Source organism: Sulfuricaulis sp. (assembly GCF_041499725.1).
GTDB lineage: Bacteria > Pseudomonadota > Gammaproteobacteria > Acidiferrobacterales > Sulfurifustaceae > Sulfuricaulis.
Genome location: NZ_JBGQKW010000086.1, coordinates 1 through 11532, shown reverse-complemented (window position 1 = coordinate 11532; position 11532 = coordinate 1). Strand labels below are relative to the sequence as shown.

The following is an 11532-nucleotide window of genomic DNA, read 5'->3' as shown; positions in this document are numbered from 1 at the left end:
CGATCATGTCAAGCAGAGGCTGTTCCCCCATAAAAGAGTAAGTTATCTCTTATCTGCTTTCCCGCGCACTTCATGTGCCGGATATTTCTTGGCGTTGAGTTCGATCTTGCGCCGCGCGGCGTCCATCAGGTCCACGCCCAGCAGATCGGCCATGCGGTTGAGATAGATGAAGACATCGGCCATCTCCTGCTCCACTTCGCGCAGGGTTTTCTCCGGCAGATGTTTGCTCTGCGCTTCGGTCAACCACTGGAAATGCTCCACCAGTTCGGCGGCCTCGACGATCAGCGCCATCGAGAGATTCTTAGGCGAGTGAAACTGCTCCCAGTCGCGTTCGCGCGCAAATTCGCGCAGGCGCTGCTTCAGATCATCGAGAGTCTCCATGACAAAATCTCCAAGGGCCTAAAAGCGATCTGAGGAAACTCAGATCGGGTCCGTTCGTGGTGAGCCTGTCGAACCACGAACGGACGAATCGCCTCCAACTTACGGGACTTCCCGTTCACCCTTCGACAAGCTCAGGGCGAACGGGAGACTTATTTACTTGCCGGGCCGGATGAGGCGCTTGCGGGCGCGCTTGACCGCCGCCTTGACCTGCGTCGGCGCGGTACCGCCGAGATGATTGCGCGCGGCGAGTGAGCCTTCCACCGTCAGTACCCCGTAAACGTCCTTGCCGATGGCGGTGCTGAGCTTTTTGAACTCATCGAGATCGATCTGCGACAGGTCGCGGTCGGTGTCGATCGCGAGGCGCACGGCTTTGCCCACGATTTCGTGGGCGTCGCGGAAGGCCACACCCTGGCGCACCAGATAGTCAGCGAGATCCGTGGCCGTGGAAAAGCCCATGACCGCGGCGCGCAGCAGGTGATCGCGTTTGACCTTCATGCCCGGAATCATGCCGGCGAATACCCGCAGGCTGCCGAGCACCGTGTCGATCGTGTCGAACACCGGCTCCTTGTCTTCCTGGTTGTCCTTGTTGTACGCCAGCGGCTGCGCCTTCATGAGCGTCAGCAGCGCGACCAGATGACCGGTCACGCGCCCGGTTTTGCCGCGCACCAGCTCCGGCACGTCGGGGTTTTTCTTCTGCGGCATGATGGACGAGCCGGTGCAGTAGGCGTCCGACAGCTCGACGAAGCCGAACTGGGCGGAGGACCACAACACCAGTTCCTCGGACATGCGCGAGAGGTGCGTCATGAGCAGCGCCGCGGCTGACACGAATTCAATGGCGAAGTCGCGGTCGGAAACGGCATCGAGCGAATTTTCCGCCGGGGCGTCGAAGCCGAGCAGCTTCGCGGTGTAGGCGCGGTCGATGGGATAGCTCGTGCCAGCCAGCGCTGCGGCGCCGAGCGGCATGATGTTCACGCGCTTGCGACAATCCCGGAGGCGCTGCGCATCGCGCACGAGCATCTCGAACCACGCAAGCAGATGATGGCCAAAGGTGATCGGCTGTGCGACCTGCAAATGCGTAAAGCCCGGCGCGGGCGTGCCCGCCTCGCGCTCGGCGAGATCGAGAATGGCTTTCTGCAGTTGCGCGATGGCGTCGGACACGACGTCGATGCCGTCACGCAAATAAAGCCGCAGGTCGGTCGCGACCTGATCATTGCGCGAGCGGCCGGTGTGCAGCTTCTTGCCGACCTCGCCGATGCGCTCGATCAGACGCGCTTCGATGTTCATGTGCACGTCCTCGAGCGCCACGCTCCAGGAAAACTTGTCCGCGTCGATTTCGGCTTCGATTTCTTTCAGGCCCTTGACGATCGCGCCGCGTTCTTTTTTCGTGAGTACGCCCACGTGCGCCAGCATCTGCGCGTGCGCGATCGAGCCCATGATGTCGTAGAGGTACAAGCGCCGGTCAAAAAACACCGAGGCCGTGAAGGTCTCGACGATGGCGTTGGTGGGTTCGGTGAAGCGCCCGCTCCAGGGTTTTTCTTTTGCCATGGCTTTGTTCAGCGACAAGAGTGTGTGATCGGGACAGAAAGCTGACACAGGACGGCGTTATTCGCCAGCCGCCAAAACCTTGTCGTGCTTGTCAGAATACCGGTTTCCGGCCCGCCCATCCGTGTCTGTCCTACGATTATCGGCCGTTCGTTGTTACCGCGGTATAACCCAGCTATTTTTCATTCTGTAGCGCCTGGTTCGGACTCTCCTTTGTGCACCCCCACCCCGAATTCCGAATCAGGATTAGGCCCCCCGCCTCAAAACGGGGGGTTTTTTTTGGCTTTTGGCCGCGCCGTTGAAAGTATACTTGAGATGTCGCTCAAATGAACCGGTGTTTTTTGCCTGCGTGGCGCCCACCAAGACGCTGAAAAATATATAATTAAGCTATAAATGTACTGGGTGGTTACGTCTACCCTGTCATTCACCAACCGCCTGGCCCGAGAGGAGCATTATTCCGGCGCAAGCGCCGTCGTATCCTGTCGTTTAACCGGGTCATGATAAACGCTTGAAGGTTGTACGTCAGAACGGATTCCATGTCCAACGCCAGCGTCGAGAAGTCGCATCACCTACCCGATTTCGGGACCTTCAGCATGCTGATCCGGTTCGTCATCCTGGCCGAACTGATCGCCATCATTATCACCATCGGGCGCAATACCGACTTCAACGAACAGGCCTGGCAGGATTTTTCGCTGCTGTCGTTGTTTGCGGTATCCATCGCGCTGTGCAGTTTCGCGGTGCTGAAAATCGCCTCGCCGCTGTTCAAGCGGGCCTCGACGGGAACTGGCTCGGTGCTGGCGGTGTTGCTATTGCTGCTGGTTACCTCGCTCGGCACCAACGGGATTATCTTTCTGCTCCATCATCTTGAACTGATCGACGAAAGTATTCCGGCATGGCGAGATTCGCTCCTGATTCGCAGCCTGATGATCACCGGCATTATCGGCGTCTTGGGGATACGCTACCTGATCTTGCAGAAACGTTCAGTAGTGGATGGCAAGCTGCAGCAGGAGTCCAAACTGCAAGCGCTGCAATCGCGTATACGCCCGCATTTCCTGTTCAACAGCCTGAACAGCGTTGCCTCGCTGACGCGCAGCGATCCTCACAAGGCCGAGGCGGTGCTGCACGACCTCGCGGACCTGTTCCGCGTGCTGCTCGCGGATGCGCGCAAACTCGTACCCGTGACCGCCGAGCGCGAAATCTCGCGCCAGTACCTGGAAGTGGAAAAGATTCGTCTTGGCGACCGGCTGCAGGTGACATGGAACGTGAGCAATATTCCGCGTTCCGCGTTGATGCCGGCGTTGACCCTGCAACCGCTTTTGGAAAATGCCATCTATCACGGCATCGAGCCGCGGTTTGCCGGCGGCACGATCAAGATCGAGATGTGGGCCGAAGGCGAGACGCTGAATATCATGATCAGCAATCCGTTGCCGGACGTGCACAAGCAGACACGCAGCAAGGGCAACAAACTCGCGCAGGAAAACATCCGCCAGCGCCTGGCGACCCAATTCGGCAGTGCTGCCAGCATGCAGGTCATTCAGGAAGGCGGCCAGTATCACGTCAAGGTCAAGATGCCGATCATCCGGGGATGACGATGGAGCTCACCGCCAAAAGCCGGCTATTCCTCGATCGCCTCAGGGAACGCGCACGGAATATCGAGAAAAGCCTGGAGCGTCTGCTGCCGGCGACCGAAACCTTGCCGGAAATGAAAGCCGAATTCCTGCCGAACTTCTGCACCGGCGAGGTGGTGTTCAACGTCGTGGTGGTCGCGGAGATGCTCGCCATCGTGATCAATCTCATCATCCCGCGCAATTTCCTGTCACCCACCGTGCTGCAGGACCTGCTGCTGATTTCGCTGTTCATCCAGTGGGTGGCGCTCGCGGGCACCGCCGTGCTGTGTTACACGCGCAAATACCTCAACCGCCTGCCCAACCTGCGCGCGTTGGTGATGGCCTACCTGTTGCTGCTGCTCACCACCTTCCTCGTGAGTGAGTGCGCCATCTGGCTGCTGTGGGCACTCGGCCGGATCCAGACCGCGCGCCCGGCATGGTATGCCGATTTCCATATCCTCAATCTCACCGTCAGCGCCATCATCAACGGGCTGCTGCTGCGATTGTTCCTCGCCAAGCACGAATTGACCCAGCGCACGCTGTCCGAGACGCGCGCCAAGTTGCAGGCGCTGCAATCGCGCATCCGCCCGCATTTCGTGTTCAACAGCCTGAACATCATCTCCTCGCTGGTTCGCAGCGCGCCGGACAAGGCCGAGACCGCGATCGAGGACATGGCCGACCTGTTTCGCATGATGCTCTCGCAGGACGAGATGCTAGTGCCTGTCAAGAATGAAATCGATGTCGCGAAAAAATACCTCGCGCTCGAGGCGCTGCGCCTCGACAACCGGCTCGTGGTCAACTGGGACATCGGCAAGTTACCGCGCAAGAGTGTGATGCCAGTGCTGACGCTGCAACCGCTGCTCGAGAACGCGATCCGTTACGGTATCGAGGAACTGCCAGCCGGCGGAGCCGTGGATGTACGGTTGTGGGAGGAAAACGACCGGATTCACATTCGGATATCCAACCCACTCCCGAAAACCAAACCCAAGCAGGCTAAATCAATACCGGGGCAATCGCTGGGTAACATACGCCAGCGATTCCAGAGCCATTACGGCGAGCAGGCCTCGCTGCAAAGCACCGAGGATGACGGCCTGTTTACTGTCACGGTGATACTGCCAACGCGCGGAGACAATCCATGAGAGTGCTGATCGTAGATGACGAAAAACTGGCGCGCGACCGTTTGCGCGAATTGCTGAACGACATCGGTGGCTACACCGTGGTGGGCGATGCCATGAACGGCGCCGAGGCGGTCGAAAAGTCCGCCGAACTCAATCCCGACGTGCTACTCATGGACATCCGCATGCCGGGCATGGACGGGCTCGAGGCCGCGATGCATCTCATGGGCATGGAAAATCCGCCAGCGGTGATTTTCACCACGGCCTACGATCAGCACGCGCTCGACGCCTTCGACGTCAACGCCGTGGATTACCTACTCAAGCCGATTCGCAAGGATCGGCTGGCGAAAGCACTGTCCAAGGCGCATAAACTCACGATGAAGCAGATCGACGAGATCACACACGCGCGTCCCGAGCCCATGGTGCGCACGCACATCAGCGTGCACCTGCGCGGCAACATTCGCCTCGTGCCGATACCGGATATTCTTTACTTTCTCGCCGACAGCAAATACGTCGTGATACGCACGCCGACGGAAGAACATCTGATCGAAGACTCGCTGGTGAACCTGGAGAAGGAGTTCGGCGAGCGCTTCCTGCGCATCCATCGCAACGCGCTCGTGTCCACGGGCGCCATCAAGGGCATCGAGAAGAACCCGGCCGGCACGTGGCAGATCAGCCTCAAGGGGTATGATAAGAAACTCGACGTCAGCCGCCGCCACACGGCGCAGGTGCGGCGCTGGGCGCGCAACCGGCCGATGAACGCCTGATTCGATGGAGCGTGCGCTACGCGCACGATTGAACAGCTAATTGCGGGTGGCTCCGCCCGCAATTATGCAGTTGAGCGCGGCCGCAGGCCGCTCGACAGAGGGCGCTGATCCCCCAAAAGAAGCAAAATAAAATATGTAATAGAATGAATCGGCATTAATACTCTGGAACTTAAACCTCACTTGAAAACCCTCCGCCTCGGAACCCGCAAAAGCCAGTTGGCCCTGTGGCAGGCGCATTACGTGCGCGACGCGCTCACGCGGCGTCACCCCGGCCTGCGCGTCGAGCTCGTCACCATGACTACCGAGGGCGACCGCATCCTCGACCGCAGCCTGGCCAAAGTCGGCGGCAAGGGGCTGTTCATCAAGGAACTGGAGCAGGGACTGCTCGAAAACCGCATCGACATCGCCGTGCATTCCATGAAGGACGTGACGGCCACGCTCCCGCATGGCCTGCATCTGTCGGTCGTGTGCGAGCGTGAAGATCCGCGCGACGCCTTCATCTCCAACCGCTACGCGACGCTCGATGCGCTGCCCCAGGGCGCGCGCGTCGGCACCTCGAGCCTGCGCCGGCAGTGCCAGTTGCATGAGGCTAATCCGCAGCTCGAGATCATCACGCTGCGCGGCAACGTCAACACGCGCCTGGCCAAACTCGATGCCGGCGAATTTGACGCCATCCTGCTCGCCGTGGCCGGCATCAAACGTCTGGGTATGGAGGAACGCATCCGCCAGCGGCTCGACCCGTCCGTCAGCCTCCCGGCCGTGGGCCAGGGCGCGATCTGCATCGAGTGCCGCGAGAGCGATGCCGCCACCAATGAATTGCTCGCGCCGCTCAATCACCGCGAGACGCAAATCTGCGTGGCGGCGGAGCGCGCGATGAATGCCCGCCTCGAAGGCGGATGCCAGGTCCCCATCGGTGGTTACGCCGAATTGCACGGCGATCAACTGCTTCTGCGCGGGCTCGTGGGCGAACCGGATGGCAGCCGCCTGCTGCGCGCGGAATTGCGCGGGCCGGCGGCGCAGGCCGAGCAGTTGGGCGCACAGCTCGCACAGCAACTGCTAGCGCAAGGCGCCAAGGACATCCTCGACAAGGTATACGGACGTGCCTGAATCCGCTTCCCCCGGGCACGCGCTGCAAGGTGTGAGCGTGCTCGTCACCCGTCCGCGCGAACAGGCGGAAAAACTCGCGCTCCTCATCGAGGGCGAAGGCGGCGAGGCGATTCGCTTCCCGGTGATCGAGATCGCGGAACCGAACGACACCCAGGCGCTGCTCACCGTGATCGACCGGCTGGATCGGTTTGGCCTCGCGATCTTCATCAGCCCCAACGCCGTCAACCGGGCGATGAACCTTATTCTTGCACGCCGTAACGCCTGGCCCCGGAACGTGCGCATCGCCTGCGTGGGGCGCGGAAGCGCGCGTGAACTCAAACACTTCGGCGCCGAAAACGTGATCGTCCCGACGGGACGGTTCGACAGCGAGGCGCTGCTCGCGCTGCCCGAGCTGCAACAGGTTACGGGAAACAGAATCGTCATTTTCCGCGGCGAGGGCGGACGCGAACTGCTCGGCGATACGCTCAAGGCGCGCGGCGCCGATATCGAATACGCCGAATGCTACCGGCGCACGCGCCCGCGCACCGATGTCACGCCGCTGCTGCATCGCTGGGCGCGCGGCGAAATCGATATCGTCAGCCTCACCAGCGTGGACGGGTTGCACAACCTGTTCGACATGCTGGGCCCGGCCGGGCAACGGTGGCTCGCCCGAACCCCCGTCATTGTCGTCAGCGCGCGCATGGCCGAGGTTTGCCGCGAATTGGGCATTAAAACCGAGCCGCTGGTCGCGGCTCAGGCGAGTGACGAGGCCATCCTGGAGGCCATCAAGACGTGGCGGGGAACGCAAAAAACCCTATAATCACCATACCAATACAGGCCGTTACCCATGAATGACACGGACGCCAAGAAAACCTCCGACGAGCAACACGCCGTTTCCCGGCGCAACAAACACCCGCTGAAGAAATCCGCCGGCGAGACGGCTCCCGGCCGCGTCCGCGGCGGGCTGGCGCTGATCTTCGCCACTCTCGCGCTTATCGCGTGCGGCTATATCTGGTACACCGTGCTCTATCAGAATGCGGATCTGTTCTCCATGGACGTGGTCAGCGCGCTCGATCGCATCGAGTCCGACTCCAATCAGAAGCAGGAGTTGCTCGCTAACGCCGAAAAGGACATCAAGGCTCTCAAAGAAACCCAGGATACACTCCACGCCGCGCTCGAGAAGGTTAACACGGATCTCGCGCGCAACCGGCTGGAATGGGCTCTGACCGAGACCGAGCAGCTGCTGGTCATCGCCAACAACCGCCTGCAGCTTGCGCGCGACACGCATTCCGCCCTGGCCGCCCTGCGCGCCGCCGATCAGCAGTTGCATCTGCTGGCCAGCCCGAAACTTCTGCCGGTGCGGCGCGAACTGGCGCGCGAGATATCGCTGCTCGAGTCGCTCGACAAGCTGGATATCGGCGGCATCACATTGCGTCTCGCGACCCTGGCCGACACCGTGGAGCGCTTGCCGCTGGCGACCGATACCCGGCTGCATGAATTCGAACCGGGCAAGGCACGGGCCGAACAGGGCGGCCCCCAAGTAGCCGCGGCGGACACCGGCTGGCGGCAGACGGCGCGCAGCCTGTGGCAGGATATCCTGTCCCTCGTGCGCATCCGCAACGATATGGAATCGCAACGGCCGCTGCTGCCGCCGGAGCAGCAATATTTCCTGCGCGAGAACTTGCGCCTGATGTTGTACGGAGCGCAGCAGGCGCTGCTGCAGGGCAGCATCCCGACCTATCAACAGAATCTCAAATCGGCGCAACGCCTGATCAAGGATTATTTCGATCTGAATTCACAGAGCGTGATCTCGACACAGAGCGAACTCGGCAATTTGCAAGGCATGCGAATCGTCACCGATCTGCCGGACATCACGGCCTCGCTCACCACCCTGCGCCGCCTCAGCGGCCGAAAGGCCGAACCGTGAAACTGCTGTTTTTCATCATCGCGCTGCTGTTTGCCGCCGCGCTGATCACGCTTTACGCCCTCGACAATCCGGGCTACGTGCTCATTGCGCACGCGCCGTGGAGCATCGAGATGTCGCTCACGCTCTTCATCCCGCTGATGATCGTCGTGTCCTTTCTGTTCTATCTGTCCCTGTACATTATCCTCCGCCTCTGGCGTATTCCCCGCGATGTCGGACGCTGGCGCACGCGCCGGCGGGCGCGGCGGGCGCGCATGGCGCTCCTCCAGGGACTGACCAATCTCGCGGAGGCAAACTGGGTGGAGGCGGAGACGCAGCTGCTCGCCGGCATGCGGCATGGCGACACTCCCCTGCTGAATTATCTCGGCGCCGCCATGGCCTGCGAGGGTCAGGGCAACAGCGAGAAACGTGACGAGTACCTGGCACTGGCGCACAAAAACGCGTCGCGATACGACCTCGCCATCGGGATGACGCAGGCCTATCTGCAACACCAGGCGCGTCAGCTGGAGCAGTCGCTCGCGACCCTGAATGAATTGCGGGGCAACGCGCCGAAACACCGGCAGGTGCTGAAACTGCTCGCGCAGGTGCATCTGGAATTACGCGACTGGACCGGCCTGATCGAACTGCTCCCGGACCTGCGCCAAAGCTATGCCATGACCGCGAAGGAAGTCGATGCCCTCGAACTGCAAGCGCATCGCGAGTTGCTCAAGCTCTCGCTGCCCTCCGGCAAGCCGGGCGTGCTGGAAAAAGCCTGGAACGCAGTACCGAAAACGCTGCGGCGCAATCCCTCGATGATCGCGATCTACGCCCGCCAGCTCATCCAGCAAGGTGAAATGGAGCGGGCTGAATCCGTGCTGCGCGCCGCCATCGAGGACGGCTGGGACTCTACCCTGGTCGAACTGTACGGCCAGGCGCCGGGAAAGAATACGGCCGAACAGCTTGAAACGGCCGAAGGCTGGCTGTCATCGCATCGCGGTGACCCGAAACTGCTGCTGACGCTCGCGCGTCTCGCCCTGCATAACAAGCAGGACGGCAAGGCGCGCGGCTATTTCGAACAGTGCCTGACGCTGCACGGTCCGTCCGAGGCCTACCACGAACTGGGCAATCTGATGGAACGTCTCGGAGAAAAAGACAAGGCGCTCAACTACTACCGGCGCGGTCTGGAAATGTACGCCAATGAACTACGCGCCACCCCTGCGCGCGAACAAGGATCACCCGCGTCCCGCTTCCGCGCGGTGCGATAAATTCTCAACCCTAACGACCAAGCTCAACCGCGCGGTCGCCGTGTTAGCGGCGACGTCGGCTGGAGCGACTGGTTAGGGGGCTTGCCGTGCCATATATAGGCGATGTCTTGAACGCTATCCGCACCACTGCCGCTCACATGGAATTCCATCGTTGTTGCCGTCCATTTTTGTGTTGGGACAGTTTTTTATAAAGAATTTAGCCTCTTCGCATGAGGTCATCTGAGAACAGTAGGTTCTGCCATCGCACTTGAACTGACTTTTGTCTGACAGCATTTCAGATTTTGTACGACCGAGATTCACCGCCACAGCTTCAGATGTGTCCAATAGCTGCCCCTGTTTGTAGCTTCGGTATTTCTGGTTCCCATACCAGCCGAGTGCAAGCACGATAAGTATTACGATGATTTTCTTCATGCTTCGCTCTGGTTGTTACAAGTCCTAACTATAAATTCGATTTCAAAACCGCCGTATAATCTGATCCATCAAGCTCAACCTTTTAAATTCTCTGATATTGCGAAAACAAACAAAGCGATTTCAAAAAACGAAACGGCAAATGCTTTTTTATCCTGGTCACTTAGGCATCTTAGCCTGCGAGCGACAAAATTCCATCGAATACGTGAAATCACCGATATATTTCCCGGCGCGGTAATCGATGTGCACCACGTCCGGAACGAAACCCTTCCGGTCCACGGCCATCGGGAAGTCGCTGGCCACGGCGCCATTGTCGATCTCATCGAAACTGCACGCCTTCTCATAACGCGCCGGCCTGAACCACACACTGAGCTTCGGAGTGACGGGAACCGCGTTCTCGTTCGCCTCATCGCGGAACCACACGCGCTTGGCGACCATGCAACCGAAGATCAGTTGCACCTCGGCGTACAGGGACTCGGCACGCTTCTCCAGCGCGCGCTCGGCGGCGGCAGTCAGTTCCACGCGCACCGGCTTCCCATAGAGTTGGATCGTGGCGTTCACTTTTGTTCCGGTTCGCGGGGCTTTTCGGAAGACTCGATCGCTTCGCGCTCCTTATCCGCGCCCTGTCGGAGGGTGTTTTCCACGGCGCGCGCCTTGTCCTTCATCTGTACTTGAGAACCGAACACCGTGTCTTTGACATCTTTTTTCTGCCCATCGCACGCTGCCAGCAACGTCATCAACGCCATCACAGTAAGAAATATTCGCATCGTTGATCTCCCCTTGAGACAGACCGCGTCAGGAACCTGACGCGTGGGCGTGTTCAAATGAATCATAGTACAGCCGGTCATTGGGCAGGCCATGGGTTTTTACCGCCTTTTTGAGCGCCTCGATCATGGGCGGCGGGCCGCTGGCGTACACCTCATGCCGGCTCAGATCGGGGTGATCGGCAATCACGGCCGCGTGCACCCAGCCGCTGCGACCGCTCCAATGGTCCTCGGACTGAGGCTCGGAAAGCACCGGCGTGTAGCGGAAGTGTGGCTGTTCACGGGCCCACGCCTGCGGCAGATCGTGCAGGTACAAGTCGCGCTGCGCGCGTACGCCCCAGTACAGATGCAGCGGCCGCTTGATGCCTGTGGCAAACGCATGTTCGAGAATGCTCTTGATCGGTGCAAAGCCGGTGCCGCCGGCGACCAGAATCACCGGGCGATCCGCCGCTCCCGACTTCCTGTCTCCCGCGGCATTTGTACTTCCCTGTACATCAGAATCTTCGCGCAGAAAAAAAGTCCCGAGCGGGCCCTGAAAACGCAGCAGGTCCCTTTCCTTCATCGTGCTGAAGACCTGCTCGCTGAACAATCCGCCCGGAACATGGCGGATATGCAACTGGAGCAATTCATCCGCGTGCGGCGCGGTGGCGAGAGAAAAGCTGCGCCGTTGGTTGCCGCTCAGCAGGATGTCGAT

General features: G+C 60.3%; 13 protein-coding genes. 7 read left to right on the top strand and 6 right to left on the bottom strand.

Going from position 1 to position 11532, the window contains the following annotated elements; all coding sequences use genetic code 11:
- Window positions 1-42 precede the first annotated feature (42 nt).
- Window positions 43-381, bottom strand: coding sequence for a nucleotide pyrophosphohydrolase (locus tag ACC569_RS12290; RefSeq protein ID WP_372523826.1), 339 nt, complete (start codon window positions 379-381; stop codon window positions 43-45).
- Between the two features lie 153 nt (window positions 382-534).
- On the bottom strand, window positions 535-1926 hold the full coding sequence (gene argH, locus ACC569_RS12285) for an argininosuccinate lyase (RefSeq protein WP_372523825.1): 1392 nt from the start codon (window positions 1924-1926) through the stop codon (window positions 535-537).
- A 533-nt stretch (window positions 1927-2459) separates the two neighbouring features.
- Between argH and ACC569_RS12280 the strand changes: the two genes are divergently transcribed.
- The 7 genes from ACC569_RS12280 to ACC569_RS12250 all read left to right on the top strand — a co-directional run bounded on the left by ACC569_RS12280 (window position 2460) and on the right by ACC569_RS12250 (window position 9666).
- A complete protein-coding gene (locus tag ACC569_RS12280) occupies window positions 2460-3512 on the top strand; it encodes a sensor histidine kinase (RefSeq protein ID WP_372523824.1) in 1053 nt (350 codons plus the stop codon).
- 2 nt (window positions 3513-3514) lie between these two features.
- Window positions 3515-4669 carry a sensor histidine kinase gene (locus tag ACC569_RS12275; protein WP_372523823.1) on the top strand — a complete coding sequence of 385 codons (1155 nt, stop codon included), beginning with the start codon at window positions 3515-3517 and terminating at the stop codon, window positions 4667-4669.
- Window positions 4666-5412, top strand: a complete 747-nt coding sequence (locus tag ACC569_RS12270) for a LytR/AlgR family response regulator transcription factor (RefSeq protein WP_372523822.1) — start codon at window positions 4666-4668, stop codon at window positions 5410-5412. The genes ACC569_RS12275 and ACC569_RS12270 overlap by 4 nt, the downstream gene beginning before the upstream one ends.
- A gap of 180 nt (window positions 5413-5592) precedes the next feature.
- The gene (gene hemC / locus ACC569_RS12265; RefSeq protein ID WP_372523821.1) at window positions 5593-6519 is read left to right on the top strand and encodes a hydroxymethylbilane synthase; all 927 of its coding nucleotides are present in this window, start codon (window positions 5593-5595) and stop codon (window positions 6517-6519) included.
- Window positions 6512-7318 carry a uroporphyrinogen-III synthase gene (locus ACC569_RS12260; protein WP_372523820.1) on the top strand — a complete coding sequence of 269 codons (807 nt, stop codon included), beginning with the start codon at window positions 6512-6514 and terminating at the stop codon, window positions 7316-7318. The genes hemC and ACC569_RS12260 overlap by 8 nt, the downstream gene beginning before the upstream one ends.
- 27 nt (window positions 7319-7345) lie before the next feature.
- Window positions 7346-8425 carry a uroporphyrinogen-III C-methyltransferase gene (locus ACC569_RS12255; RefSeq protein ID WP_372523819.1) on the top strand — a complete coding sequence of 360 codons (1080 nt, stop codon included), beginning with the start codon at window positions 7346-7348 and terminating at the stop codon, window positions 8423-8425.
- Entirely contained in the window at window positions 8422-9666 is a 1245-nt protein-coding gene (locus ACC569_RS12250; protein WP_372523818.1) for a heme biosynthesis HemY N-terminal domain-containing protein, read from the top strand. Before ACC569_RS12255 ends, ACC569_RS12250 begins: the two co-directional genes overlap by 4 nt.
- A gap of 114 nt (window positions 9667-9780) precedes the next feature.
- Here the strand turns inward: ACC569_RS12250 and ACC569_RS12245 are convergent, their stop codons facing one another.
- The 4 genes from ACC569_RS12245 to ACC569_RS12230 all read right to left on the bottom strand — a co-directional run.
- Window positions 9781-10077 carry an excalibur calcium-binding domain-containing protein gene (locus ACC569_RS12245; protein WP_372523817.1) on the bottom strand — a complete coding sequence of 99 codons (297 nt, stop codon included), beginning with the start codon at window positions 10075-10077 and terminating at the stop codon, window positions 9781-9783.
- Window positions 10078-10233: 156 nt separating this feature from the next.
- Window positions 10234-10635 carry a hypothetical protein gene (locus ACC569_RS12240; protein ID WP_372523816.1) on the bottom strand — a complete coding sequence of 134 codons (402 nt, stop codon included), beginning with the start codon at window positions 10633-10635 and terminating at the stop codon, window positions 10234-10236.
- Entirely contained in the window at window positions 10632-10841 is a 210-nt protein-coding gene (locus ACC569_RS12235; protein ID WP_372523815.1) for a hypothetical protein, read from the bottom strand. The genes ACC569_RS12240 and ACC569_RS12235 overlap by 4 nt, the downstream gene beginning before the upstream one ends.
- 28 nt (window positions 10842-10869) lie before the next feature.
- The coding region (locus tag ACC569_RS12230; protein ID WP_372523814.1) for an FAD-binding oxidoreductase at window positions 10870-11532 on the bottom strand (663 nt) is incomplete at its 5' end.

What these genes read in the sequence shown, in the direction of transcription:
- ACC569_RS12235 (WP_372523815.1), bottom strand. Translation starts at nt 10,841, where the DNA reads ATGCGAATATTTCTTACTGTGATGGCGTTGATGACGTTGCTGGCAGCG.
- ACC569_RS12245 (WP_372523817.1), bottom strand. Translation starts at nt 10,077, where the DNA reads ATGAAGAAAATCATCGTAATACTTATCGTGCTTGCACTCGGCTGGTAT.
- argH (WP_372523825.1), bottom strand. Translation starts at nt 1,926, where the DNA reads ATGGCAAAAGAAAAACCCTGGAGCGGGCGCTTCACCGAACCCACCAAC.
- ACC569_RS12255 (WP_372523819.1), top strand. Translation starts at nt 7,346, where the DNA reads ATGAATGACACGGACGCCAAGAAAACCTCCGACGAGCAACACGCCGTT.
- ACC569_RS12275 (WP_372523823.1), top strand. Translation starts at nt 3,515, where the DNA reads ATGGAGCTCACCGCCAAAAGCCGGCTATTCCTCGATCGCCTCAGGGAA.
- ACC569_RS12290 (WP_372523826.1), bottom strand. Translation starts at nt 381, where the DNA reads ATGGAGACTCTCGATGATCTGAAGCAGCGCCTGCGCGAATTTGCGCGC.
- ACC569_RS12270 (WP_372523822.1), top strand. Translation starts at nt 4,666, where the DNA reads ATGAGAGTGCTGATCGTAGATGACGAAAAACTGGCGCGCGACCGTTTG.
- ACC569_RS12280 (WP_372523824.1), top strand. Translation starts at nt 2,460, where the DNA reads ATGTCCAACGCCAGCGTCGAGAAGTCGCATCACCTACCCGATTTCGGG.